The 23,853-nt window shown below is 34.4% G+C and carries 30 protein-coding genes; 23 read left to right on the top strand and 7 right to left on the bottom strand.

Going from position 1 to position 23,853, the window contains the following annotated elements; genetic code table 11:
* The first annotated feature begins 37 nt into the window (after positions 1 to 37).
* Genes fosB through DT250_RS17290 form a run of 3 tightly spaced genes read left to right on the top strand, consistent with a single transcriptional unit; the run spans position 38 to position 1,611 of the window.
* Positions 38 to 454, top strand: coding sequence for a FosBx1 family fosfomycin resistance bacillithiol transferase (gene fosB, locus DT250_RS17300; protein ID WP_088063110.1), 417 nt, complete (start codon positions 38 to 40; stop codon positions 452 to 454).
* Between the two features lie 12 nt (positions 455 to 466).
* Positions 467 to 1,003: a short-chain dehydrogenase gene (locus DT250_RS17295; protein ID WP_149213400.1), complete on the top strand. Its 537-nt coding sequence runs from the start codon at positions 467 to 469 to the stop codon at positions 1,001 to 1,003.
* A complete protein-coding gene (locus tag DT250_RS17290; protein WP_097906695.1) occupies positions 1,000 to 1,611 on the top strand; it encodes a phosphoserine phosphatase 1 in 612 nt (203 codons plus the stop codon). Before DT250_RS17295 ends, DT250_RS17290 begins: the two co-directional genes overlap by 4 nt.
* A 45-nt stretch (positions 1,612 to 1,656) precedes the next feature.
* On the opposite strand, the gene exsB is transcribed toward DT250_RS17290, so the two are convergent.
* A complete protein-coding gene (exsB, locus tag DT250_RS17285) occupies positions 1,657 to 2,235 on the bottom strand; it encodes an exosporium protein ExsB (RefSeq protein WP_097906694.1) in 579 nt (192 codons plus the stop codon).
* 181 nt (positions 2,236 to 2,416) lie between these two features.
* Between exsB and cotH the strand changes: the two genes are divergently transcribed.
* The 8 genes from cotH to DT250_RS17245 all read left to right on the top strand — a co-directional run bounded on the left by cotH (position 2,417) and on the right by DT250_RS17245 (position 10,195).
* Complete coding sequence (gene cotH / locus DT250_RS17280) at positions 2,417 to 3,493, top strand: spore coat protein CotH (RefSeq protein ID WP_149213473.1); 1,077 nt, start codon at positions 2,417 to 2,419, stop codon at positions 3,491 to 3,493.
* A gap of 105 nt (positions 3,494 to 3,598) precedes the next feature.
* Positions 3,599 to 4,216, top strand: a complete 618-nt coding sequence (locus DT250_RS17275; RefSeq protein WP_088063114.1) for an NUDIX hydrolase N-terminal domain-containing protein — start codon at positions 3,599 to 3,601, stop codon at positions 4,214 to 4,216.
* A gap of 104 nt (positions 4,217 to 4,320) precedes the next feature.
* Positions 4,321 to 4,923, top strand: coding sequence for an undecaprenyl phosphate transporter UptA (gene uptA / locus DT250_RS17270; RefSeq protein WP_000881203.1), 603 nt, complete (start codon positions 4,321 to 4,323; stop codon positions 4,921 to 4,923).
* Positions 4,924 to 5,019: 96 nt separating this feature from the next.
* Entirely contained in the window at positions 5,020 to 6,399 is a 1,380-nt protein-coding gene (locus DT250_RS17265; RefSeq protein ID WP_046954954.1) for a putative polysaccharide biosynthesis protein, read from the top strand.
* Between the two features lie 184 nt (positions 6,400 to 6,583).
* Positions 6,584 to 7,525 (top strand): magnesium transporter CorA family protein, encoded by a 942-nt coding sequence (locus tag DT250_RS17260; protein WP_000932392.1) that lies wholly within the window; start codon positions 6,584 to 6,586, stop codon positions 7,523 to 7,525.
* Between the two features lie 198 nt (positions 7,526 to 7,723).
* Positions 7,724 to 8,620: a permease gene (locus DT250_RS17255; protein ID WP_000418724.1), complete on the top strand. Its 897-nt coding sequence runs from the start codon at positions 7,724 to 7,726 to the stop codon at positions 8,618 to 8,620.
* A gap of 3 nt (positions 8,621 to 8,623) precedes the next feature.
* Positions 8,624 to 9,493 carry a TIGR03943 family putative permease subunit gene (locus tag DT250_RS17250; protein ID WP_088063115.1) on the top strand — a complete coding sequence of 290 codons (870 nt, stop codon included), beginning with the start codon at positions 8,624 to 8,626 and terminating at the stop codon, positions 9,491 to 9,493.
* Positions 9,494 to 9,688: 195 nt separating this feature from the next.
* Entirely contained in the window at positions 9,689 to 10,195 is a 507-nt protein-coding gene (locus tag DT250_RS17245) for an acyl-CoA thioesterase (protein ID WP_000141167.1), read from the top strand.
* A gap of 126 nt (positions 10,196 to 10,321) precedes the next feature.
* Here the strand turns inward: DT250_RS17245 and DT250_RS17240 are convergent, their stop codons facing one another.
* Complete coding sequence (locus tag DT250_RS17240; RefSeq protein WP_000505094.1) at positions 10,322 to 10,408, bottom strand: YjcZ family sporulation protein; 87 nt, start codon at positions 10,406 to 10,408, stop codon at positions 10,322 to 10,324.
* A 160-nt stretch (positions 10,409 to 10,568) separates the two neighbouring features.
* On the opposite strand from DT250_RS17240, the gene cls reads away from it, so the two are divergent.
* The 4 genes from cls (at position 10,569) to DT250_RS17220 (ending at position 13,474) form a co-directional block, all read left to right on the top strand.
* A complete protein-coding gene (gene cls / locus DT250_RS17235) occupies positions 10,569 to 11,753 on the top strand; it encodes a cardiolipin synthase (protein WP_142310359.1) in 1,185 nt (394 codons plus the stop codon).
* 31 nt (positions 11,754 to 11,784) lie between these two features.
* Entirely contained in the window at positions 11,785 to 12,243 is a 459-nt protein-coding gene (locus DT250_RS17230; protein WP_000340548.1) for a spore coat protein, read from the top strand.
* Between the two features lie 187 nt (positions 12,244 to 12,430).
* Entirely contained in the window at positions 12,431 to 12,610 is a 180-nt protein-coding gene (locus DT250_RS17225) for a hypothetical protein (RefSeq protein WP_001045960.1), read from the top strand.
* A gap of 243 nt (positions 12,611 to 12,853) precedes the next feature.
* Positions 12,854 to 13,474, top strand: coding sequence for an NAD(P)-dependent oxidoreductase (locus DT250_RS17220; RefSeq protein WP_088063116.1), 621 nt, complete (start codon positions 12,854 to 12,856; stop codon positions 13,472 to 13,474).
* A gap of 25 nt (positions 13,475 to 13,499) precedes the next feature.
* Here DT250_RS17220 and DT250_RS17215 read toward each other — a convergent pair whose 3' ends face one another.
* The 3 genes from DT250_RS17215 to DT250_RS17205 form a co-directional block, all read right to left on the bottom strand.
* On the bottom strand, positions 13,500 to 13,982 hold the full coding sequence (locus DT250_RS17215; RefSeq protein WP_046959211.1) for a DUF456 domain-containing protein: 483 nt from the start codon (positions 13,980 to 13,982) through the stop codon (positions 13,500 to 13,502).
* 1 nt (position 13,983) lies between these two features.
* Positions 13,984 to 15,291 carry a hemolysin family protein gene (locus DT250_RS17210; protein WP_000353742.1) on the bottom strand — a complete coding sequence of 436 codons (1,308 nt, stop codon included), beginning with the start codon at positions 15,289 to 15,291 and terminating at the stop codon, positions 13,984 to 13,986.
* Positions 15,292 to 15,499: 208 nt separating this feature from the next.
* Positions 15,500 to 16,369, bottom strand: coding sequence for a hypothetical protein (locus tag DT250_RS17205; RefSeq protein ID WP_088609012.1), 870 nt, complete (start codon positions 16,367 to 16,369; stop codon positions 15,500 to 15,502).
* Between the two features lie 244 nt (positions 16,370 to 16,613).
* On the opposite strand from DT250_RS17205, the gene cbpA reads away from it, so the two are divergent.
* The 4 genes from cbpA (at position 16,614) to DT250_RS17185 (ending at position 19,980) form a co-directional block, all read left to right on the top strand.
* Positions 16,614 to 17,261: a cyclic di-AMP binding protein CbpA gene (cbpA, locus tag DT250_RS17200; RefSeq protein ID WP_088063119.1), complete on the top strand. Its 648-nt coding sequence runs from the start codon at positions 16,614 to 16,616 to the stop codon at positions 17,259 to 17,261.
* A 443-nt stretch (positions 17,262 to 17,704) separates the two neighbouring features.
* A complete protein-coding gene (gene brnQ4, locus DT250_RS17195; RefSeq protein WP_472926193.1) occupies positions 17,705 to 19,039 on the top strand; it encodes a branched-chain amino acid transport system II carrier protein BrnQ4 in 1,335 nt (444 codons plus the stop codon).
* A 66-nt stretch (positions 19,040 to 19,105) separates the two neighbouring features.
* Positions 19,106 to 19,435: a chaperone CsaA gene (gene csaA, locus DT250_RS17190; RefSeq protein WP_046954946.1), complete on the top strand. Its 330-nt coding sequence runs from the start codon at positions 19,106 to 19,108 to the stop codon at positions 19,433 to 19,435.
* 17 nt (positions 19,436 to 19,452) lie between these two features.
* Entirely contained in the window at positions 19,453 to 19,980 is a 528-nt protein-coding gene (locus DT250_RS17185; RefSeq protein ID WP_088063120.1) for a DUF1572 domain-containing protein, read from the top strand.
* Here the strand turns inward: DT250_RS17185 and DT250_RS17180 are convergent.
* Both DT250_RS17180 and DT250_RS17175 read right to left on the bottom strand, forming a co-directional pair.
* Entirely contained in the window at positions 19,953 to 20,258 is a 306-nt protein-coding gene (locus DT250_RS17180) for a hypothetical protein (protein ID WP_048543104.1), read from the bottom strand. The genes DT250_RS17185 and DT250_RS17180 overlap by 28 nt on opposite strands.
* A 4-nt stretch (positions 20,259 to 20,262) precedes the next feature.
* The gene (locus DT250_RS17175) at positions 20,263 to 20,559 is read right to left on the bottom strand and encodes a hypothetical protein (RefSeq protein WP_088609014.1); all 297 of its coding nucleotides are present in this window, start codon (positions 20,557 to 20,559) and stop codon (positions 20,263 to 20,265) included.
* Between the two features lie 89 nt (positions 20,560 to 20,648).
* Between DT250_RS17175 and spoIIP the strand changes: the two genes are divergently transcribed.
* The 4 genes from spoIIP to DT250_RS17155 all read left to right on the top strand — a co-directional run bounded on the left by spoIIP (position 20,649) and on the right by DT250_RS17155 (position 23,745).
* Positions 20,649 to 21,803: a stage II sporulation protein SpoIIP gene (gene spoIIP / locus DT250_RS17170; RefSeq protein WP_088609015.1), complete on the top strand. Its 1,155-nt coding sequence runs from the start codon at positions 20,649 to 20,651 to the stop codon at positions 21,801 to 21,803.
* 222 nt (positions 21,804 to 22,025) lie between these two features.
* Positions 22,026 to 22,523 carry a GNAT family N-acetyltransferase gene (locus DT250_RS17165; protein WP_147786275.1) on the top strand — a complete coding sequence of 166 codons (498 nt, stop codon included), beginning with the start codon at positions 22,026 to 22,028 and terminating at the stop codon, positions 22,521 to 22,523.
* Between the two features lie 11 nt (positions 22,524 to 22,534).
* The gene (locus DT250_RS17160; RefSeq protein WP_149213398.1) at positions 22,535 to 23,275 is read left to right on the top strand and encodes a M15 family metallopeptidase; all 741 of its coding nucleotides are present in this window, start codon (positions 22,535 to 22,537) and stop codon (positions 23,273 to 23,275) included.
* 23 nt (positions 23,276 to 23,298) lie between these two features.
* Positions 23,299 to 23,745, top strand: coding sequence for an NUDIX hydrolase (locus tag DT250_RS17155; RefSeq protein WP_076537077.1), 447 nt, complete (start codon positions 23,299 to 23,301; stop codon positions 23,743 to 23,745).
* Positions 23,746 to 23,853: the final 108 nt, after the last annotated feature.

Below are 23,853 nucleotides of genomic sequence, written 5' to 3'. Positions count from 1 at the left end.
TTTCGCTCATCTTTTTTTGTATAAGGAGGAATTATAGTTGTTAAGGGGAATCAATCATCTTTGTTTTTCAGTGTCTAATTTAGAAAACTCTATTATGTTTTATGAAAAAGTATTAGGGGGAGAATTATTAGTTAAAGGGAGAAAATTGGCGTATTTTAACATATGTGGAGTATGGATAGCACTTAATGAAGAGAAACATATTCCGAGAAATGAGATTCATCAATCTTATACGCACATTGCATTTTCTGTTGAACAAGAAGACTTTGAACGTCTAATACAGCGATTAGAAGAAAATGATGTTCATATTTTACAAGGAAGAGAACGGGATGTAAGAGATTGTGAGTCTATATATTTTGTTGATCCTGATGGACATAAGTTTGAGTTTCATTCAGGGACATTGCAAGACCGAATTAATTATTATAGGGAAGATAAACCTCATATGACATTTTACTAAGGGGGGAAGAAGTTGCATGCGTTAGTAATTGGTGGAACGGGAATGCTAAAGAGGGTGTCTATGTGGCTTTGTGAGCAAGGGTTTCATGTTTCTATTATTGGAAGAGATGAAGTGAAATTAGAAAATGTTAAACGGGAGAGTACCACACCTGAAAGTATCACATGCCTTCCGTTAGATTATCACCATGATGACGATGTAAAGTTAGCTATTAAAAACACAATTGAGAGGAATGGCCCAATAACATTGGTTGTTGCATGGATACACTCAAGTGCAAAGGATGCATTATCACTCATTTGTAGAGAATTAGACTTGTCGTCTGAAACATACAACGTTTTTCATATTTTAGGCAGTAAAGCGTCGAGAATAGCCTCACAAAAAATAGGCGGTACGCGATGTAGCTATCATAGAATAATATTAGGTTTTATATTAGAAGATACATACGGAAGATGGCTTACTCATGAAGAAATATCGGATGGAGTAATAAAAGGAATTGAAAGTAAATGTGATGAATGGATTGTAGGACGAGTAGAACCGTGGGAATTGAAGTGAAGACAACGGTATATGTAACAAGGCATGGTGAAACGGAATGGAATGTAGAGAAACGAATGCAAGGCAGGAAAAATTCTGCTTTAACTGAAAATGGTATGTTACAAGCTAAGCAATTAGGAGATCGAATGAAAGATTTATCTATCGATGCGATCTATAGTAGTCCGAGTGAAAGAACCCTTCATACTGCAGAGTTAATAAAGGGCGAACGTGATATACCGATAATCGCGGATGAGCATTTCTATGAAATTAACATGGGTATATGGGAAGGACAGACAGTCGATGATATAGAAAGGCAGTACCCAGACGAAATACAGTTGTTTTGGTATGAACCACATCTTTTCCAGTCAACATCGGGAGAAAATTTTGCGGCTGTTCATAAAAGGGTAATGGATGGGATACAGCTTCTTTTAGAAAAGCATAAAGGAGAAAGTATATTAATTGTTTCCCATGCGGCAGCGGCAAAACTACTTGTAGGACATTTTGCGGGTATTGAAATAGAAAATGTATGGGATGATCCATTTATGCATAGTGCTAGTCTAAGTATAATAGAATTTGAAGAAGATAAAGGTGAAGTGAAGCAATTTGCAGATATAAGTCATTTTCAATGAACGTAAAAAAGGCCGCAAAACGGCCTTTTTTTGTAGGCATAAAAACTAGCGATTACGTTTTTTATACCAGAAGTGATCGAATTTCTTGTTTTTGCAAGATGGGAATTTATGTCCGCCTTTGCAATCATTCCATTTGTGCCCGTCATCGTGACAGTCTTTACCATGATCACATGAATCATCGCAAGAGTGACCGTGTCCGTGAGGGAAGAATTCGCATTTTTTACAGAAACTTCGTTTTGTCCAGAAAAATTTCTTTTCAAAGCGTATGCATTTTGTAACGAAAGTACAATGTTTTCTGCGAGTACGTTTTGTAACTAAAACGCATTCTTTTCTACGCGTTACTTTCGTAACAAATGTCCATTTTTGAACACGTACACGAGTACATTTCGTAACAAATGTCCATTTTTTTACATGCGTACATTTTGTAACGAACGTACAATGTTTCACGCGAGTACATCTTGTTCTTGGACATTTACCCCCAGTTGTACATTTACATCCAGTTGTACAATTATGATGAGTGAATTTATCATCATCGCATTCAAAAGTACTTGGATCCTGGTGTAAGAAATCCTCCATCCCAGCACTTTTGATTTCTTCAACCGCTTTTCTAATATCACGTTTCATAGAAATCCTCCTTATCATGTATTAAGTTGAAAAGGTATTCTTTTTCCTTAACATGATATGAGATATGACGTCTTTCTGAACAGGACAAGAGTGTAATTTTATATAAATAGATGATAGCGGATGTATGGACAAGGCAAGGTGCATACATTGAATGAAGAGAACTGAGAAGGGATGGGGAAATATGCTACCTTCATATGATTTTTTTATTCATCCAATGAACTTAGTGGAGTTGAAAAAAGAAATTTGGTCAGATAGTCCAGTGCCAGCAAAATTAACTTATGGAAAAAAGAAGTATGACATTGATATCGTATACCGAGGCGCTCATATTCGTGAATTTGAGAAAAAGTCTTATCATGTTATGTTTTATAAACCGAAAAAATTTCAAGGTGCGAAAGAGTTTCATTTAAATTCTGAGTTTATGGATCCGTCTCTCATACGAAATAAATTATCTTTAGATTTTTTTCATGATATTGGTGTACTTTCACCAAAATCACAACATGTATTTATAAAAATTAATGGTCAAATTCAAGGTGTATATTTACAGTTAGAATCAGTTGATGAAAACTTTTTGAAAAATAGAGGATTACCGAGTGGTTCTATTTATTATGCGATAGATGATGATGCGAATTTTTCTTTAATGAGTGAGAGAGATAAAGATGTTAAGACTGAGCTCTTTGCGGGTTATGAATTTAAATGTTCGAATAAAAATAGTGAAGAACAGCTGAGTGAATTTGTATTTCAAGCGAATGCTTTGTCGAGGGAAGCTTATGAAAAAGAAATTGGAAAGTTTTTGCATGTTGATAAATATTTACGATGGTTAGCTGGCGTTATTTTTACACAAAACTTTGATGGTTTCGTTCATAACTATGCACTATATCATAACGATGAAACAAATTTATTTGAAGTGATACCGTGGGATTATGATGCGACTTGGGGGCGGGATGTACAAGGGAGACCACTTAATCATGAGTATATTCGTATCCAAGGTTATAACACGTTAAGTGCAAGATTGTTAGATATACCTGTATTTAGAAAACAATACCGAAGCATTTTGGAAGAAATATTAGAAGAACAATTTACCGTTTCATTTATGATGCCGAAAGTAGAAGGTTTGTGTGAATCGATTCGCCCATATTTACTACAAGATCCATATATGAAAGAAAAATTAGAAACATTTGATCAAGAAGCTGATATGATTGATGAATATATAAATAAAAGAAGAAAGTATATACAAGACCACTTACATGAATTGGATTAATTTTGAAAGAGATTGGAACATTATCAATCTCTTTTTTTGTATAATAAAGATGTATCAATTGAATTGAAGTAATATTTACTTAATAAAGAATGGAGATGTGGAAACATGACAGTTAAGTGGGTTGATTGGGTAAAACAAATACAATCTATAGCTCAAGCGGGTTTAACGTATTCTAAAGATGTGTATGATATAGAGCGTTTCCAACAATTACGGGATATTTCCATTTCGATGATGTCACATTATACAAAGACAGATTGGGAAATAGTAGAGAAGTTATTTGCAAGTGAGACAGGCTATCAAACACCTAAAGTTGATATAAGAGCAGTCATTTTTCAAAATGAAAAACTATTATTTGTGAAAGAAAAAAGTGATGGGAAATGGGCATTGCCAGGTGGATGGGCTGATATCGGTTATACGCCGACAGAAGTAGCAGCAAAAGAAGTTTTAGAGGAGACGGGTTATGAAGTAGATGATTTTAAGCTACTGGCTATATTTGATAAAGAAAAACATCAACCATCGCCTTCAGCAACACATGTATATAAAATTTTTATTGGCTGTAAGATTGTTGGTGGTGAAAAGAAAATTAGTATTGAAACAGAAGATGTGGAGTTTTTTGGTGAGAATGAATTGCCTAATTTATCGATTGCTAGAAATACAGAAGAGCAAATTAAAGAAATGTTTGCCTACATGAAAGAACCTCAAAAAGAAACATTAATAGATTAATAATGCTTATGCCGATGATATTGTTGAAATGAAGATATTGGCAGAATGCAACCTTTATGTAATAATGGGATGGTATGTGAAGAAAAAAGGAGATAGAAAATAAAATGTTAGCAAGCATAATAGATCAGTTATTGCAATTTTTTGCAAGCTTAGGTTACTTTGGAGTAGCACTAGCTTTAATGATTGAAATTATCCCGAGTGAAATTGTACTTTCGTATGCTGGATTTTTAGTAGCGGATGGTAAAATTAGTTTTGTCGGTGCAGTTATCGCCGGAACTATTGGTGGTACTTTAGCCCAAATCTTTTTATACTGGCTTGGATATTACGGAGGGCGTCCGGTTGTAGAGAAATATGGGAAATATCTACTTATTAATAAACACCATTTAGACATAGCGGAAGGTTGGTTTAAGCGTTACGGAGCAGGAGTAATCTTTTCTGCACGCTTTATCCCAGTCGTACGTCATGCAATCTCTATTCCAGCAGGATTAGCTAAAATGCCGTTAAAACTATTTACACTATATACAGTAGTTGCGATTATTCCATGGTCAATACTATTTATATACTTAGGTGAAAAGCTTGGTGGAAATTGGCGACACATTAAAGAGTATGCATCTGATTACACACATTACATAATTATAGGAGCTGTTCTCTTTGTTGCTCTATACTTCGGTTTAAAGTATTTAAAAAAGAAAAAAGCAGCGCGTTAAAGTCAATGATTTTTCATTGGCTTTTTTATTTGTTTCGGTTCTAAAAAAAAGGAGTTGTCCATAATGTGTAATAATAAAGCGTAGCGGAGGAATGTGATGAAAGGGTCACCGTTTATACGTGGAACGATATTTTTAACGATGGCAACGATGATATCTAAAATGTTAGGATTTATATATGTTATACCATTTACAGCAATGGTTGGTACGAGTGGGTACGTTTTATACACATATGCATATCGTCCTTATACGATTATGCTCAGCATTGCGACGATGGGACTACCACTTGCCGTTTCAAAAATGGTATCTAAATATGATCAACTGAATGATTATCATACGGTTAAGAGAGTGCTAAAGAGCGGTATCTTTTTTATGTTAATAATGGGAGTAATCTCATGTTTTACGCTATATATATTAGCTCCACATTTAGCTAAACTTGTAATCGATGGAAATGATCAAACAGGGAATAGTGTAGCAGCGGTCACTACTAATATCCAAATTGTAAGTTTTGCGTTAATACTTGTACCGGTAATGAGTTTATTAAGGGGATTCTTTCAAGGGTTTCAATCGATGGGGCCTTCTGCTTTAAGTGTAGTTGTTGAGCAGTTTTTTCGGGTCTTAACCATTTTAATAGGAAGCTTTGTCGTTTTATATATTTTAAAAGCTTCTGTCTCGCTAGCTGTTGGTATTTCAACGTTCGGTGCTTTTATGGGAGCGATAGGTGGATTAACAGTTCTAAGTGCGTATTACATAAGGAGGAGAAAGCACTTAAAGAAAAAAGAGATGGCAAGTATACCGCAAACAACGAAATCTTTCTTCTCACTGTATAAGGAGCTCTTTACATATTCAATACCGTTTGTTGTGGTTGGTTTAGCAATTCCGTTGTATCAGACGATTGATACATTTACAATTAATAAACTACTTATACAAATAGGGTATATGCAAGGAGAAGCGGAGAAGATAAATGCAATAATTGGTCTTGTTCAGATGGTTGTACTCATCCCAGTTTCCGTTGCGACTGCTTTTAGTATGTCTCTCGTACCTGAGATGACAAAAGCCTATACAGCAGGGAATGTGAAGTTACTGTACAAACATTTTACGAGAACGAATGTATTAGTAGTAGGTATTACTGTACCAGCGGCGATTGGAATGATGTTGTTAGCAAAACCAGTATATACTCTTTTATTTGGTGCCGGAAATGATCCGGAGATGGGGAGAGTTATTTTACAGTATTATGCTCCTGCCTGTATACTATTTTCGCTTTTTACAGTAACAGCTGCGATGTTACAAGGAATTAACCAACAACAGAAAACAGTGCTAGGATTAGTAATTGGCATTATTGTAAAGATAGTTTTAAATATCGTATTGCTTCCGTATTTCGATTATGTAAGTTTTATTATTTCAACATACGCTGGTTATACGATTTCAGTTGGCTTTAACTTGTGGATGCTTTCTAAATATGTTATAAAGGCAACATAAGCTTTTTAAGGCAGAGAGCACTCTGTCTTTTTCTTTGTTTAGAATATTTTTCTTATAAAAACGTTTTCAAAATAATTTTTCTATTGAAATTTAAACGTATGTTTCATATGCTGAGAATGGCGGTTCAAAAACTGTTATGTAAGAGAGGTAGATTCCTACATGTAAAAAGAATCGGGGTGATAGTATGTTAAATATTTATTTAACAGACCGAAACGGAAAACTACAAGAGGTTGAGGAAATGCAAAAGGGTTGCTGGATTAATGTACTTCATCCAACGGAAGAAGAAATTCAATATCTAGTACAAACTTTAAATGTAGACTTAGATTTCATTAAAGACCCTTTAGATGATGAAGAACGCTCTCGTATTGAAAAGGAAGACAATAATACCTTAATAATCGTGGATATTCCAACAGTTAGACATGATGAAGAAGGAAATTCGATTTATGACACGATTCCAATAGGTATGATTGTAATGCCAGATTGCTTTGTGACAATTTGTTTAGAAGAAAACCCAATTTTCGAACGCTTTATTAATCAACGTATTAAAGAATTTTATACGTTTAAAAAGACACGCTTTGCACTTCAGCTCTTATATACGATTTCTACTTATTATTTAAGATACTTAAAGCAAATTAACAGAAAAACAATCGATTTAGAGCATCAATTAAATAAGTCGATGAAAAATAAAGAGATTTTCACATTGCTAGGCCTTGAAAAAAGTTTAGTTTACTTTACAACATCATTAAAGGCGAATAAAATTGTAATTCAAAAATTAATGCGTAACAGTACATTTTTAAAAATGTATGAAGACGATCAAGATTTATTAGAAGATGTATTAATTGAAAATAAACAGGCTATTGAAATGGCGGAAATATATAGTCACATTTTAAGTGGAATGATGAATACTTTTAGCTCCGTTATATCAAATAATTTAAATAGTGTTATGAAACTGTTAACGTCTATTACAATCATTTTATCATTACCAACGATGGTTTCTAGTTTCTTTGGAATGAACGTAAAGGTTCCGTTTGAAGGGGAAGCACATGGTTTTGTAATTGTACTCATAATATGTGTAACACTATCTTTCACATTAGCATTTGTTTTTTGGAAGAAACGTTACTTTTAACGAGAAGAAAGCTGCTCTAGCATAGTTATATAACTGCGCTAGAGCAGCTTTTTTGCTATGAAATCGAAAGTTTTGAATAGAATATAACTTATAAAATGTAATGTATATGAAGGAAGTGAATTCCGTATAAGCCTTGTCCAATTCATAAAATGGGGTTAAAATTACATATTGTTAATGAAAAGTTGGAGGAAATACATCATGGAATTGTTTCAATTACCGAAAGCATTCCTGCAAATGAATACAATCTTTATCTCCATATTGATCGAAGCACTTCCTTTTGTGCTCATTGGTGTATTTATTTCAGGATTCATTCAAATGTTTGTGACAGAGGATATGGTAGCAAAATGGATGCCGAAAAACCGTTTTCTGTCTGTTTTAATGGCTACTTTTTTAGGTATGATGTTTCCAGGTTGTGAATGTGGAATCGTTCCGATTGTAAGACGGTTAATCGGAAAAGGGGTTCCACCATATGCCGGGATTGCATTTATGTTAACTGGGCCAATTATTAATCCGGTCGTATTATTTGCAACATACGTTGCCTTTGGAAGTAGTATGCACATGGTATGGTATCGTTCTATCGTAGCGATTATCGTAGCAATTATCGTTGGAATTATATTATCATTTATGTTTAAAGAACATCAATTACGAGATGATCACTTCCCAGAAGTGAATCATAAGCGTCCATTACGTAAAAAAATGTGGGATGTATGTACGCATGCTGTTGAGGAATTTTTCTCGATGGGAAAATATTTAGTATTAGGTGCGTTAATTGCAGCGGCAGTTCAAACGTTCGTACAAACTTCAACACTTCTTGCTATAGGACAAGGGCCGTTCTCTTCACCAGCTGTTATGATGGGACTAGCTTACATTTTATCACTTTGTTCAGAAGCGGATGCGTTTATTGCTTCGTCATTCCAAAGTACATTTTCAACAGCATCACTTGTCGCGTTCCTCGTATATGGACCGATGGTGGATATTAAAAATATGTTTATGATGCTTGCGACATTTAAAACGAAATTTGTAATTGTCGTTACAGTTACAGTTACACTTGTTGTTTATGCAAGCTCACTACTCATTTATGCGATGGGGTGGTAGGTTATGTTTCGAGCATATATATTATTAGGTTTTACAATCTTAATTGCGCAGCTTCATATTTCAGGTAATATTACGAAGTATATCAATATGAAGTATGCCTATTTATCAAAAACAGCAGCTATTATTTTAGGTTTTTTAACGGTCGTTCAAATTATTATCGTTTTCCAAAAAGAACATCAAAAAGAAAAAGAACAGCACAATTGTGGTTGTGATCATAGCCATTGCGGGCATGATCATTCAAAAGATGAGAATACATGGTGGAAAAAAGCATTTTCGTACTCATTGTTTTGTTTTCCGATTGTCTCAGGGCTGTTTTTCCCGATTGCAACGTTAGATTCAGATATCGTTAAGGCGAAAGGATTTCATTTTCCTGTTGCACAAGCAGAAAGTACAGATCCATTTATGACAAGGCAATTTCTAAGACCTGATACGAGCATTTATTACGGGAAAGAAGGATACCGTGGTGTAATGGAAAAGGGGAAAAAAGAGTTTGTTACGAAAGATAGTATTACTTTAAAAGATGAAGATTTTCTAAAAGGGATGGAAACAATTTATAATTATCCTGGCGAGTTTACTGGGAAAAAATTATCTTTTAAAGGGTTTGTTTTCAAAGATGACTCTTCTCAAAAAGAACAATATTTCTTATTCCGTTTCGGGATTATACATTGTGTAGCGGATTCTGGTGTATATGGTATGTTAGTGAAAAAACCAGAAGGTGTAGAATGGAAAAATGATGATTGGATTCAAGTTGAAGGAGAAATATCAACGGAATTTTATCAGCCATTCCATGCGAATATCCCTGTATTAGAAGTAACGAAATGGAATAAGGTTGAACCGCCAAAAGAACAATATGTATTTAGAGGAGCCGATTGATAACATCGGTTCTTTTTTGTGGACTAAGAGTTCTGAATGTTGTTAATATTAAACGTGTAGTGATAGTAAGCTCATACCGTTCTAGTGTTAATGGGAAATGGAACTCTTACCGAACTTCTTTGCTCCAGCCGAATTTTGTGGTGGGAGTCTTAATGTCTGCAAATAGCGGGTTAAATAATCAAAGAGGTGATAACAATGACTGAAGTAAAAGGGAAAACAGCTAATGAGTCTAGAGTGTTTAAAACGAGCCGAGTATTTCCAACAGATTTAAACGATCATAATACGCTATTTGGTGGGAAGATATTAGCCGAGATGGATATGGTTGCTTCTATTTCAGCAACGAGGCATGCAAGAAAAGAATGTGTCACAGCATCTATGGATTGGGTAGATTTCTTACATCCTGTTCGCTCTTCAGATTGTGTTAGTTATGAATCTTTTGTAATTTGGACGGGTAGAACTTCTATGGAAGTATTTGTGAAGGTAGTAGCAGAAGATTTAATTTCGGGTGAGAAACGTATAGCAGCAACGTCATTTGTTACTTTTGTTGCACTTAGTAAGGAAAATAATCCGGTTCCTGTGCCGCGAGTTATCCCTGAAACAGAAGAAGAGAAAGAATTACATCGCATTGCAGTGTTACGTGCAGAACAACGCCATATACGTAAGGCGGAGAGTAAGAAAGTAGCTACATTATTAACTTTTTGAGTTGAATATGTAGTCGTTAAAGGTACAATAACAAACGGAAATGTTTTTCATATGAAAAGCGGACACCTAAAAATAGGTGTCCGCTTTTATAGTTTTTTCATCCACATATCATATGACGATAACTACTTAGCAGAAGCAAGCAGCACCGACGATGATTAAGAGGATAAATAATACGACTAATAGCGCGAATCCATTACCATGTGCGAAGCCCATTGTTATTTCCTCCTTTTATTTTAAGATACAACATACAATATGCAAATGAGCTATCGTTTGATATGGACATATATCATGTAATGACATATTTTCTTGAATGATATTGTATTAAAAAAGGGAAGATATAGAAATAACAGTAATTGGAGGAAGGAAAATATCCATGAAACACTTTTTCGTTGTAATCCTTTGTTTAATAGGTGTATTCATTTGGATGAACATCGATGTGGAAATGGGGAAAAAAATGGCTAGTGAATATGAATTAGGGCAAGTTCGATTAGGTGAATTTCAACTATATACGAACGGTGAAGAGTTATATACGAAATTATTTGAGGATATACGTAATGCAGAAAAGTACATATATATCCATTTTTATATTGTAGGTAAAGATGAAATAAGCAAAGAGTTTTTGCAGTTACTCGAGAAAAAGGCATCGAGTGGAGTAGAAGTAAAATTGTCAGTTGATCGAATAGGTGGATATAAGCTGAAGAAAAAGATAATTCGTCAACTAAAAAGCAATGGTGTCCAGTTTACGTTTAGTAAAAAACCTAAATTGAAACATTTATTTTATTCGTTGCATCAACGAAACCATAGACGCATTGTTACGATAGATGGAAAAATATCATATATCGGCGGCTTTAACATTGGAAAGGAGTACCTTGGACAAGATCCGAAATTTGGTCCGTGGCGTGATTATCATGTGCGAGTAAATGGGAATGGTGCTAAGGATATGGAAAGAAAATTTGCTGCTGACTGGAAAGAAGATACGGGAGAAAAAATGCCTATACATAAAAGTCTACCTGCAATTGGGCATGTGAAATATCAATATTTATTTTCAGATGGAAAAGGGTTATGGGAAAAATATGGAGCGCTTTTAAAGCAGGCTAAAAAGTCTTTAATTATTGCTACGCCATATTTTGTACCAAGTAAAGAAATGATGAAAGAGTTAAAAGGTGTATTAAACCGAGGTGTCAATGTGAAAATTCTCGTACCATTTAAAAGCGACGCAGTATTGTTAAAACAAGCTGCCTATCCGTATTTGAGAGAGATGAACCATGCTGGAGCGGAGATCTATCAATATCGGAATGGTTTTTTTCACGGGAAAGTAACAATCATTGATGGAGAAATTGTTGATATAGGTACAGCGAATTTTGATAATAGAAGTTTTTATTTAAATTGTGAATCTAACTGTATCATATATGATACAACAGTTGTTGCTGACGTATGGAACCGATTAAAAGAAGACTTTCATAAATCAAAAAGATTTTCAGAAGAAGACTTTGAGAAAATTAGTAAGTGGGATTGGTTTTTAGCAAGAATAGCAAATGTTATAGCATCATATTTATAACATATAGACAAAAGAGGAGGGAGGTATTTTCATGGATTGTATGAAAGAATTAATGAGGTATAGTTATATGCTTATTTATAAGGTTGGGGAGTATACAGGGGAGGTAAGAGACGAAGAATTAAAAGAGCTATTACAGCATCATTTACCATATATGTTGCAAGCGTATAATGAACAAGTGAATTTTCAAGAAGGAGAGAATGTACAGCATATAACTTGTGAACCAATTTCATCTCATTTTCATGAAATGGAAAAGGAAACTGATAGTAAATATACAGGGGATATCCATATTGCAACTTGTTATATTTCGCATTTAAAACGGTTAGCACTAAAGTTCGCTCAAGTGGCAGTTGAAGTTGCGAATCCAGAATTCCGCTCGTTCTTAGAAAATTGCTTCCTGAAAATGAATCGTTATGCCTATAGTGTATGGCAATATGTTGTGAAGAAAGAGTATAAGATTAAACATGTATATGAAAATGAGAAGTTTGCATAAGAAACTAAGGCGGAAAGATAGGCGCCTTAGTTTTTTACTTTTCATGGAGAAAAAAGACGAGGTGTACATATCTATTATTAGAAAATTTACAAATATTTACCGTTTATTTACTATTTTTCAATCTTTCCTTTAAAAATAGAGAGTAATATGGGGGTTGTACATATTCTATCTAAAGGAGGAAACGCAAATGAACAAATGGGTTAAATCATTAACTGCTATGGCACTTGCAAGTTCTTTATTAATGGTAGGTTGTAGTAAAGGTGAGGACAAGAAGAAAGAAGACGATACAACAACACAACAAGAGGACAAAAAGGATAAAGAAACAAGTGGAACTGAGAAGTCTACAGATTCTAAAGAAAAGAAATAAAGTGAAACTTTAATCAGTGAGGCATCCCCCACTGATTATTAGTTGAACCAATCGGGCTTTTACGGGCAGTTGATCCCCATCTAACTTCTTTGTTTTTACTGAATTTTGAGGTGGGGTCTTACTGCCCGTTAAAGCGGGGTAAAATAATAATAGAGCTTCCTCTTATATATGAGGAAGCTTTTTTGTTGTAAATTGATTGAGATTATTGAAAAATAGAGGGAGAATGAAATAGGAGGAAAACAAATGAAAGTATGTATATTAGGAGCAACAGGTCGAGTAGGTTCAAATATAATAAAATTAGCATTAAAGGATGCAGCTGAAGTAACTGCATTAGCACGTGATTTAAATAGAATAGAAATACAACATGAAAGGTTACGAGTAATAGAAGGTAATGTACTAAATGAAAATGATATAAAGAAAGCGATAGAAGGAAGCGATATAGTAATTAGTGCACTTGGAACGGATCAAAATGGGACATTGGCGAAGAGTATGCCACATATTATAAAGAAAATGGAAGAAGTAGGGGTTCATAAAATCATTACAATAGGAACAGCAGGTATTTTACAAGCAAGAACAAATCTAAATTTATATCGTTTTCAATCAGCTGAATCAAAAAGGAAAATGACAACAGCAGCAGAAGATCATTTAGCTGCATATAAGATACTTAGTAGTAGTAATTTATGTTGGACGGTCGTTTGTCCGACGCATTTAATAGACGGTGATGTGACAGGAGTGTATCGAACTGAAAAAGATGTATTACCAGAAGGGGGAGCGAAAATAACAGTTGGTGATACAGCGCAATTTACGTGGAATCTGTGTAGTGAAAACAAATATGAGAATAGCCGAGTAGGTATTTCATATTAAAAAAACCATCCCGAAATTGGGATGGTTAAAAGATGATATAACATACAAATATGAGAATCATAATGATTTGGAGAATAGCTTTCGCTACTGTGCTGCTTAAAAAACCAACTACAGTAGCAACTCCTACTAGAAAGGCGTCTTTTGGCGCTTTTTTATGCATGAGTTCTGTAATAAATACCGATAAGAACGGTATGATAATTAAACCGAATGGTGGGAAGAAGAAAGATCCGACAATGATAGAAATCATACCGACACGTTCTCCCCATTTAGAACTTCCGTATTTCTTTAAGAAATATCCATTTGCAATAAAATCAGCCACGAAAATAAATAGTGTGAAAATGACTTGAATAATCCAAAAGGAAGTTGTTAGTTCTCCGCCATTTATACCAAAATGGTAAATGAAATATCCAGCCCAAACAGCAAGGATGCCTGGAATGATAGGATAAATAAAGGCGAGAAATGAAACAATGAAACAGGCAATGATACAGATTGTTAATAATACTGTCACTTTATAACTCCTTCTTCGTGTCTAATTTATGTACCGCAATTTTTTTCACTTGATGTCCATCAAGTTCTAGTGCTTTAAATTGAAAACCGGCAAATTCAATGGAATAACCAGCTTCAATATTTAAATCAACTGCTTGAGAGAGGAGCCAGCCTCCAATTGTATCTAAATCGCTATCATCAATATGCAGGCCAAACATATCATTTACTTCAGAAATGAGCACCTTCCCATCTAAAACAGTAAGCTTCGGCGTACGTTTTTCAATCATAGGTGATTCATCCGCATCAAACTCATCTTGAATTTCTCCAATGATTTCTTCAAGAATATCTTCCATTGTTAAAAGTCCAGCAGTACCACCATATTCATCCATAATGATTGCCATCTGAACGCGATTCTTTTGTAGATGTACTAATGTTTTGCGAATTGGAACAGTTTCAAATACAGTTAGTACTGGATGTATGTAAGATTCAAGTGGTTTATGAATGCCTTTCGTTTGATCGTGAAATACTTCTTTCGTATTGATCATACCGATAATATCATCTTTATCTTTTTCGATGATCGGATAGCGTGTATATTTTTCAGTTGCGACGATATCCATATTCTCTTCTAACGTATTTTCAGTAGATAAGCAAATCATTTCTGTACGAGGGACCATAATTTCTTTCGCGACCCGGTCGTCAAATTCAAAAATATTATTTACATATTTATATTCGGTTTGGTTTATTTCGCCGCTTTTGAAACTTTCACCTAAAATGAGTCGTAGTTCCTCTTCAGAATGGGCAAGTTCATTTTCTTTCGCAGGCTCTAAACCGAGTAGTTTTGTGAAAAAGATTGCCGTACTATTAAGTAGCCAAATGAATGGATACATAATTTTATCAAATAAAATAAGTGGTCGTGCAAACTTAAGTGTGATTGCTTCAGCTTTTTGAATGGCGAAAGACTTTGGAACTAATTCACCTAATACAACATGGAAAAATGTAATAACACTAAAAGCAATAATAAAGGATAAAGTATTCGCCATTGTTCCAGTAATATTAATCTTTTCAAAGAGCGGTCGTAGTAAATGTTCCACAGTCGGTTCACCAAGCCAACCAAGCCCTAAAGAAGTAATCGTAATCCCGAGCTGACAAGCTGATAAATAAACATCTAAATTAGATAGGACACTTCTTGCAGCTAAAGCTTGTTTATTGCCTTCATTTGCAAGTTGGTCAATGCGACTTTTTCGTACTTTTACAACAGCGAATTCTGATGCAACGAAAAAGCCGGAAATAAGGATGAGCACAAAGATGAGAAAAATATTTAATATGTCCAAGTGTGTTCTCTATTCCGTAGTTTGGAATAAAGATGTCACCTCCTGCGATTATGTTATACTTTTATAATAAATCCAAACGAAAAGAATAGTCAAAGAAAAAGGGTAAATATTGGTATGTTTCTGCAATAGTTTTTGAATTTGCTGTTATTTTGTCCGCTATACAAAAGGAATAACCCCCTACTTTCATATTATAGAGGGTTATTTCAAATTAAGGTTTTGGAATACTTCTCGTTAAAGCGTATGATTGTTGTTTAACGTGATTTGTCGTCCATAGTGTTTGAAGGAAAGAGAGTATGCAATACGGGATATACAAAAGTAATAAGCTAATTGTAACAATAACAGGTGCATTTCCACCGAATTGAACGACAAATTGCAATAGTCCGCTTGCATGAAAAACGCATTCCATAATAACGAATGAAAGAATAATGGAACCTAGAATAGATTTATGATTCGAAGTAAGCGCTAAAAACAATGTATCTACAAGGAAAGAAGATTGTTTTATTTCATATTCATTGGTGTTACTTAAGAAAGGAACCCACTTTTTTATTGCTTGCATAACGATAATCATGGAAGTACTACAAACGATGATAAAAGATGAGTAGTAAGGAAGCTTTATCAATTTTGCGATGTATAGGAGTAGTAATAAGACCGAACATTGTAATAATACAGTACAAAAAGAGTACGGTATCCATTTTAATAAATAAGTGAACTTCTTAACCGATTGAGGTGCTTTAAAAAATAAATGGCCGATCCCTAAGCTGATAAAGAATCCAATCGCAAGAGTAAAGGTAAAACGAACAATCGATAAAAAATATATTTCCCATATGTAAGGGAATAACGGTGTTGAATGATTAGAAGTATGAACCATTTGATTTGCTGAGAAAAAGATAGATTCGTGCATCCAATCAATCTTTGGAATTGTCATAGAAGAAAGTTGTGCGAAGTTATGAAAAATGCTTATAAAGCCAGTTATGTATGAGTATTTATGTGTAATGAATAATGCAGGAATAGGACTAATGATAAATATAATGAGAACACCAACAATAAATTTACATATATGTGAGCGCAATAAAGACATGTAATCACCTACTCTTAGAATATTCAGAAAATTCTTATTCTTATTTTAGCTTTTTTCGGCGTAAGTTACAATATATTTTTCTTAAAGAAATTTAGTATTGTAGGGAATATAAGTGAATGAAACGTGAATAAATTATGACAAGAAAATGAATAATTTTCAGAAAAGTAAAATAAATTATTTATTTTTTTCTGAAAATATAATATAGTTATGGCACAGAAAGTATTTTAACATAAGGAGGCTGTTTATGAGGATTAAAGGGAATTATGTGCCGAAAAAGGAAGTTTTATTTTGCTCAAGTTCAATTACGATAGGGGAAGCACTGGAGCATTTAAATAAAACTGGGTATCGTTGTGTACCAGTTTTAGATGAAAAAAAAGAGAAGTATTTAGGGAATGTATACAAAGTAGATATTTTAGAATATAAAGGTTCGCTGGAAGAGAGTGTAGTACAATTATTAAACGATAAAGAAGGTTATGTTAGAGAAGATTCTTCGTTCTTTAAAGTATTTTTTACAATAAAAAAATTACCTTATTTATCAGTAGTTGATGAAAATGGAGTCTTTCTTGGAATTTTAACGCATAAAAAGGTTTTTGAGTTATTAGAAGATGCTTGGGGCGTTCATTCTAGTAAATATTCTGTCATGATTGGGACACAAGATTATAATGGGGCCATTCAAAAATTATCGACAGTATTAAAGAAATATACAGGTATCCAAAGTTTAATGACTTTTGATAATGATGCCTTATTAGTTCGGAGAATTATGTTTACATTAGGAGAAGAGTTTAACGACGGTGAATTAGAGACGTTACTGAAAGATTTAGAAGATCACGGATTTAGAGTTGTGTATGTGGAAGAGATGAAAAATCCACGCGAAGTTGAAACGATAGAGTAACATGCAAAAGCCATCTAATTATGTTGGATGGTTTTTGTTATGTTACTTGAATAAAGTTATTTAAAAATAATGATAGGATAAAAGTCGAGATTGTAACAATATTTGTGTAAAAGAATAAAAAATGTAGATAATTTTGATTTTCAAAAAAATCAATTTGAAAATATGTTTTTATTTTTCAACTAAATATGTTACTATATGTGTGATAAAAACAAAGAGGTCTGACAACTATACTCCACGCAATACCACTCTAATGAGTTAAATATTCAAAAAAATCAAAAATTAATAATTAATAATTAGAGTAAAAATAAGGGGAATGGAGAAATTATGGAGAAAGACACTGCTTTGTAAGGGGCATATTTTATCAGCTTGAGCAGAGAGGAGGATGCATAGCATATTGTGAAAATAGAGATAAACAATGAAAAAGTGCTATGCAAATGAAAAGTATGAAGGGACGTTTAAGGCCAGGTGATACGGTAGCAATCGGTTTAATGTTATTTGCACTATTTTTAGGAGCAGGAAATTTAATTTTCCCACCAGTTTTAGGGCAACAAGCTGGAGAGAATGTTTGGATTGCTACAATTGGATTCCTTGTGACGGGAGTCGGATTACCCCTATTAGCTGTAACAGCTGTCGCGTTTGTAGAGGGGGACTTGAAAGCGCTATCTTCTAGAGTTCACCCAATATTCGCGTTTATTTTCCCATTGATTAGTTATTTAGCAATTGGACCATTTTTCGCGATTCCGCGTACTGGAGCCGTTTCATTTGAAATGGGTATGAAGCCATTTTTATCAGAGGCATTGGTTTCCGAATGGTACATGCTATTTCTTTTCACGATAGTTTTCTTCGGAATAACTTGGTATTTATCATTAAATCCATCTAAATTAGTGGATTGGTTCGGAAAATTTCTTACACCATTGTTAGTATTGATTGTTGCTGTTATTGTTGGAAAGGCAATTATTGATCCAATTGGAGAACCAGCTGCGCCGCTAGCAGCATACAAAGAAAATGCTTTCTTTGGTGGATTTATACAAGGATATTTAACGATGGATGCAATTAGTGCCCTTGTATTTGGAATTGTCGTTGTACAAGTTATCCGTTCTAAAGGAATAAAAGAAAGTAGTCAAGTTGCAAAAATAACAGTAGTATCAGGTATTATTGCAGTACTTGGTTTAACGTTAATTTATTTATCACTTGCTTATCTTGGTTCAACAAGTACATCACTTGGTGTATCAGAGAATGGTGGACTTATTTTAACGAATGTTGTAAATGAGTTATATGGAACAAGTGGTAAAATTTTATTAGGGCTCGTTATTATACTCGCTTGTTTAACAACTTCTGTTGGATTAACATCAGCTTGTGCTGGCTTCTTTACAAACTTATTCCCTAAACTTTCGCATAAAGCGATTGTAACGATGGTATGTGTGTTTAGTTTAATTGTATCTAACCTAGGTTTAACACAATTAATCACAGTTACTTTACCAGTGTTAATGATCATTTATCCAGTTGCAATCGTATTAATCGTACTTTCTTACTTCCATAAATGGATTGGGAAGCGTAATACCATTTATATTGGAGCTATTCTAGGCGCATTGTTAATTAGTTTCTTTAACGGTTTAGAAAGTGCGAACATTAAAATTGACGCGATTTCTAACGTACTACAAATGTTACCATTATATAATGAAGGAATAGGATGGTTAATCCCATCATGTATTGGCGGGATTCTTGGTTTCTTCTATAAATCAAATGAATCAAGTGAACTACAAAAGAAAGGTGCTTAGGCGCCTTTCTTTTTTTAAAGGGGATTTTATTGTTTTGTCTAAGTAATAAATGGGAGGAATGATAAAATGGCTAATTTTGAAGATTTTTTAGCTTTGGATTTACGAATTGGAACTGTAACACATGCAGAGGAATTTAAAGAAGCAAGAGTTCCAGCGATTAAACTAGAAATTGATTTTGGAGAGCTTGGAATTAAGCAGTCAAGTGCTCAAATTACGAAGAGATATACCCCAGAAGATTTAATCGGTCAGCAAATCGTTGCTGTTGTAAATTTTCCGCCAAAACGTGTAGCTGGATTTAAATCAGAAGTGCTTGTTTTAGGGGGAGTACCTGAAGCCGGTGATGTCGTATTACTTCAGCCCAATATGGAATTACCAAATGGAACGAAAATTAGTTAGTGTAAAGGCGGGGGAACATGGATATTGGACGAGAATATTTACAATGTGCCATTTCGAATTTTGAAGCAACAAAGAAACAAGGGGAACGGGTGCTTTCTCAATTATCATATGAACAGATTGAATGGTCTTCTCATGAAGCAACAAATAGTATAGCGGTTATTATAAAGCATCTGCAAGGTAATATGCGTTCTAGATGGACGGATTTTTTAACATCTGATGGTGAAAAAATAAATCGTAACCGAGACGCTGAATTTGAAGATGGTTATCATTCTAAGGAAGAGGTTCTCGCAGCATGGAATGAAGGATGGGAATATGTTTTGAAAACGATGCATGTGCTAACGCCAGAAGATTTATTACAGACGGTATATATTCGCGGTGAAGCACATACTGTCATGCAAGCAATTGAAAGACAAATTTCTCATTATGCTTTGCATATTGGACAGATTATTTACATTGGGAAGATGTTAAAAGAAAATGAGTGGGAATGTCTAAGTATTCCTAGAGGGCAGTCTGCACGTTATGTAGAGAAAAAACGTTCAACATAATAATAGGAAAGAAACCGATATAAAATGGGAAATAAGAAAATCACCCAAATAATAGATGGTTCTGTAATCATAAGCATGCTGCCAAAAATAAGTCCGTATATAATAAGAAAGAAATTAAAAAGCGTATTTACAGGGATAAATCGTGAGATGAACACTTGCTGTCGTTTAAAGCAATCACTGTGAAATAAATAAAAGCGGAAGTACGATGTGGCAATAATAAGATCTTTCTTTCGCACAATTCTTTTTTTACATGTATGACAGATGAATGGTGGTTGCATTTTATTACGCTCCATTTTTTATTTTCGTAATAACGTAAGACAAGATTAAGTGCAAGGTGTATATCCCTATATATCCTCCTGATATAAGAAAAAATGGATTTAGTAAAATTCCATGAATGCTTGTCATGAAAACTAAATCTTGTATTAAAACATCATATATATTAATAGAAATAATTGTACCGAGTACATAAAGTGCTAAGTACGCTGAAATATGTAAAGCAACACGGATTGTAGGATGCTTAGCAAGCCAATAAAAAATAAATGATAGTACAATGGGTAATGTTCCTATTAGTAGCTTCAATTCATTTCACCTCATTAACAATATAGCCGGAATTTAGACGGTCTATTCTCTAGAGCTTGTACATAACTTGAAATAGAGAGGGTGATAGTATGAATCGAGGCTTTTTTTATGTGAAGTTCACAAGTGTACGTAAGTTAGTTTTATTTATTATTACTACAGTACTAGCGACTTTTTTTCTTATTAGTATGATGGTAACCTCTATGAAAGAGACAAAGTCAACGTATTTATATAATTGGTTAAATGAGTTATCGATGAATGGTTACATGTACGTTCTTGGGAAAGAGAATCATTATTTTACACAGGAGTATCGAAATTTAAATCAAGATTTTTCAATTTCTTCGTTTCTCTTTTCTATGGCTACGAATATTCGTTTTAATGATGTACGCAGTTTTGTCGGAAAAGAGCTACCTGGTTTTGGAAAGTACGATACAGAAATTGTTATTGCGGGTGAAGGGACAAATTACTCTAACTTACCGATAGAGTCGAGCGTTCCGCTTGAAGAAGTGGTAAAAGAACGGACTGGTGAAGGCGGACAGGCTCAAAAGCCGAATACGAACAAAGAGAAAAAGCAACCGGCTCAAACAACAGGAAAAAGACAAGTTGCGCTTATTTATCATTCGCATAGTTGGGAATCTTATTTGCCGTTACTAAATTTAGCAAACGATCCAAATCCGAATAAAGCAACAAGTTCCGTTACTAATATTTCAATAGTGGGCGATCGATTTCGTGAACAATTAGAAAGTGAAGGGATAGGAGCTACTAACGACAAGACTGATGTCGGTCAAAAGTTGATTAGTAAAGGGTTAAATAGTAATAGTTCTTACAAAGTGTCACGGGAAATTGTACAAGAAGCAATGACAGGTAATAAAGAACTGCAGTACTTCTTTGACTTGCATCGTGATAGTGCTCGGAAAAATGTCACGACAAAAGCAATTGGAGATAAATCATATGCAAAGCTTGCTTTCGTAATAGGGAAAGGCAATAAAAATTATGAAAAGAACTTACAATTAGCAACAGCTCTTCATGAGGAAATTAATAAGAAATATCCAGGAGTGAGTCGTGGTGTCATTCAAAAAGGATTCCAAACAGGAAATGGTGTCTACAATCAAGACTTATCAGGACAAGCGATATTAATTGAAGTTGGTGGCGTAGATAATACGGAGGAAGAACTAAATCGATCGATTGATGCCCTTGCTAAAGCATTTGGTGAATATTTCTGGCAGGCAGAAAAGGTGAATGGATAAAATGAAACATAAATTTGTGGGAGAGTCTGAAAAAACGTGAGTGTAAAGCTTGCGTTTTTTGTCATGATGAGACGTCACAGAATAGACATAATTTGTCGTTGTTATAGTAATATCGAAATTTGTCAAATCATACTGGGAGATTTACAAAGGGATTTTCGGGAAAGTAGAGAAAATCTTTTTACAAGGAAAACTTTTTATTATAAAACGGGTAGGGTGATAGAAGTGATTAGGGAGATCAAAATAGAAGATGCAGCACCATTTTTGCAATTAAGTAAGCAACTAGATGAAGAAACGAAATTTATGCTATATGAACCAGGAGAAAGAAAATTTACAGCCGAGCAACAAGAACAAATGATTCATCGCTTTATAGAAAATGAATATGCAACAATATTCGTAGCAGTTGAAGAAGAAAGTATAGTAGGGTTTATTTTAGTGAATGGAAATCATATTCAAAGAAAGAGACATGTAGCAAGTATTGTAATTGGTATTTTGCAAGAGTATAGCGGGCGAGGTATTGGGACGAGATTGTTTAAAGAGGCTGAGAAGTGGGCAAGATTACATGATGTATGGCGTTTAGAATTAACGGTAATGGCCCACAATACAAGAGCTCAGGCACTATATAAAAAAGTTGGATTTGAGAAAGAAGGTGTCAAAAGAGCAGCTCTTATTATCGGTGGAGAGAACATCGATGAGTATGAAATGGCCAAATTATTAAAATAAGAGGTCGTTATATGAAAAAAAGATGGATACTACTTGGTATCGTAGCGATGATACTCATTGTTGGAGTAGCAGGAATCAATTATAAAATGTATAAGGATAAGCAGGCGCGCGAGGTAAATGTAAATAACATATTTCCGAAAGCGAAAGAAACGATTGCCAATATGGATGGTGATATTGCGGTAATTAGTAATCCGAATTCGATGCTTGTGCTTGTGAATAAAAGTAGACGTTTACCAGATGGATACAGACCGCCAGATTTAGTTATTCCGAAAGTGCGCTACTCAAGTGAAGGTGATCAAGAAAAGAAAAAAATGAGGAAAGAAGCAGCAGGGGCGCTAGAGGAAATGTTTCAGCAAGCAGATAAGGAGCATATTTTCTTATTTGCAGTATCGGGATTTAGATCTTTCGATCGACAAAAAGCATTAAATACGATGTATAAAAAGCAAGATGGAGCAGTAAAAACAGCGATGTCGAGTGCGGTTCCTGGTACGAGTGAACATCAAACAGGGCTTGCTATGGATATTACATCTCAAGCTGCTAAGTTTCAGCTAGAGACAATTTTTGGTGAAACGAAAGAAGGGCAGTGGCTGTCTGAAAATGCCCATAAATTTGGGTTTGTAATTCGATATACAAAAGAGAAAGAATCGTTTACGGGCTATCGATATGAACCATGGCACGTAAGGTATGTGGGTAACCCACAAGCTACATATTTATATGAAAATCAACTGACGCTTGAAGAAGTAACGCAGTGAGCAATTGAGGGGAGAGAAGGATTATGACGGTGTTATATAAGAAAAAAGTACACGCATATGTGACAAGAGAAAAAGAAGGAGTTATGCAACTGCTTGTTTTTAAACATCGTGATATACCTGAAGCTGGTATACAAGTACCAGGGGGAACAGTTGACGAAGGGGAAACGTTAGAAGCAGCAATTTTACGTGAAGTACAGGAAGAGTCTGGATTACGTCATTTATGCATAGAAAGATTCCTAGCCGATTACATCATACTTGTGAAAGAGAAAAAGGAATATCAAAAGCGGCATTTTTTCCACGTAACTTTACTAACAGATGTAAAAGATGATTGGGAACATATTGTAAGTGCCGGTGAGGAAGATCAAGGGTTAGTATTTTGCTACGAATGGATTGATATTGCAAAATGCCCTGCACTAGCTGGGAAACAAGGTGAGTTTTTACATTTGTTAGATGAGGTATATGTAAAGTAATAAAAGAGTCTGAAGCGGAAATTTAATCGTTTCAGACTTTTTTATTTTTCAGGAAATAAAAGGTTTTTACATTGGTAAGTTGAATTCTTTGAAAGGGATTGTAGTTGT

Source organism: Bacillus sp. AR2-1 (genome assembly GCF_008368755.1).
Classification (GTDB): domain Bacteria; phylum Bacillota; class Bacilli; order Bacillales; family Bacillaceae_G; genus Bacillus_A; species Bacillus_A wiedmannii.
This window is presented reverse-complemented; position numbering and strand designations above follow the sequence as displayed.

Excerpts from the sequence above, each read along its gene's own strand:
- exsB (WP_097906694.1), bottom strand. The coding sequence starts at position 2,235 with ATGAAACGTGATATTAGAAAAGCGGTTGAAGAAATCAAAAGTGCTGGG.
- cotH (WP_149213473.1), top strand. The coding sequence starts at position 2,417 with ATGCTACCTTCATATGATTTTTTTATTCATCCAATGAACTTAGTGGAG.
- DT250_RS17275 (WP_088063114.1), top strand. The coding sequence starts at position 3,599 with ATGACAGTTAAGTGGGTTGATTGGGTAAAACAAATACAATCTATAGCT.
- uptA (WP_000881203.1), top strand. The coding sequence starts at position 4,321 with ATGTTAGCAAGCATAATAGATCAGTTATTGCAATTTTTTGCAAGCTTA.
- DT250_RS17265 (WP_046954954.1), top strand. The coding sequence starts at position 5,020 with ATGAAAGGGTCACCGTTTATACGTGGAACGATATTTTTAACGATGGCA.
- DT250_RS17260 (WP_000932392.1), top strand. The coding sequence starts at position 6,584 with ATGTTAAATATTTATTTAACAGACCGAAACGGAAAACTACAAGAGGTT.
- DT250_RS17255 (WP_000418724.1), top strand. The coding sequence starts at position 7,724 with ATGGAATTGTTTCAATTACCGAAAGCATTCCTGCAAATGAATACAATC.
- DT250_RS17250 (WP_088063115.1), top strand. The coding sequence starts at position 8,624 with ATGTTTCGAGCATATATATTATTAGGTTTTACAATCTTAATTGCGCAG.
- DT250_RS17245 (WP_000141167.1), top strand. The coding sequence starts at position 9,689 with ATGACTGAAGTAAAAGGGAAAACAGCTAATGAGTCTAGAGTGTTTAAA.
- DT250_RS17240 (WP_000505094.1), bottom strand. The coding sequence starts at position 10,408 with ATGGGCTTCGCACATGGTAATGGATTCGCGCTATTAGTCGTATTATTT.
- cls (WP_142310359.1), top strand. The coding sequence starts at position 10,569 with ATGAAACACTTTTTCGTTGTAATCCTTTGTTTAATAGGTGTATTCATT.
- DT250_RS17230 (WP_000340548.1), top strand. The coding sequence starts at position 11,785 with ATGGATTGTATGAAAGAATTAATGAGGTATAGTTATATGCTTATTTAT.
- DT250_RS17225 (WP_001045960.1), top strand. The coding sequence starts at position 12,431 with ATGAACAAATGGGTTAAATCATTAACTGCTATGGCACTTGCAAGTTCT.
- DT250_RS17220 (WP_088063116.1), top strand. The coding sequence starts at position 12,854 with ATGAAAGTATGTATATTAGGAGCAACAGGTCGAGTAGGTTCAAATATA.
- DT250_RS17205 (WP_088609012.1), bottom strand. The coding sequence starts at position 16,369 with ATGTCTTTATTGCGCTCACATATATGTAAATTTATTGTTGGTGTTCTC.
- cbpA (WP_088063119.1), top strand. The coding sequence starts at position 16,614 with ATGAGGATTAAAGGGAATTATGTGCCGAAAAAGGAAGTTTTATTTTGC.
- brnQ4 (WP_472926193.1), top strand. The coding sequence starts at position 17,705 with ATGAAGGGACGTTTAAGGCCAGGTGATACGGTAGCAATCGGTTTAATG.
- csaA (WP_046954946.1), top strand. The coding sequence starts at position 19,106 with ATGGCTAATTTTGAAGATTTTTTAGCTTTGGATTTACGAATTGGAACT.
- DT250_RS17185 (WP_088063120.1), top strand. The coding sequence starts at position 19,453 with ATGGATATTGGACGAGAATATTTACAATGTGCCATTTCGAATTTTGAA.
- DT250_RS17180 (WP_048543104.1), bottom strand. The coding sequence starts at position 20,258 with ATGCAACCACCATTCATCTGTCATACATGTAAAAAAAGAATTGTGCGA.
- spoIIP (WP_088609015.1), top strand. The coding sequence starts at position 20,649 with ATGAATCGAGGCTTTTTTTATGTGAAGTTCACAAGTGTACGTAAGTTA.
- DT250_RS17160 (WP_149213398.1), top strand. The coding sequence starts at position 22,535 with ATGAAAAAAAGATGGATACTACTTGGTATCGTAGCGATGATACTCATT.
- DT250_RS17155 (WP_076537077.1), top strand. The coding sequence starts at position 23,299 with ATGACGGTGTTATATAAGAAAAAAGTACACGCATATGTGACAAGAGAA.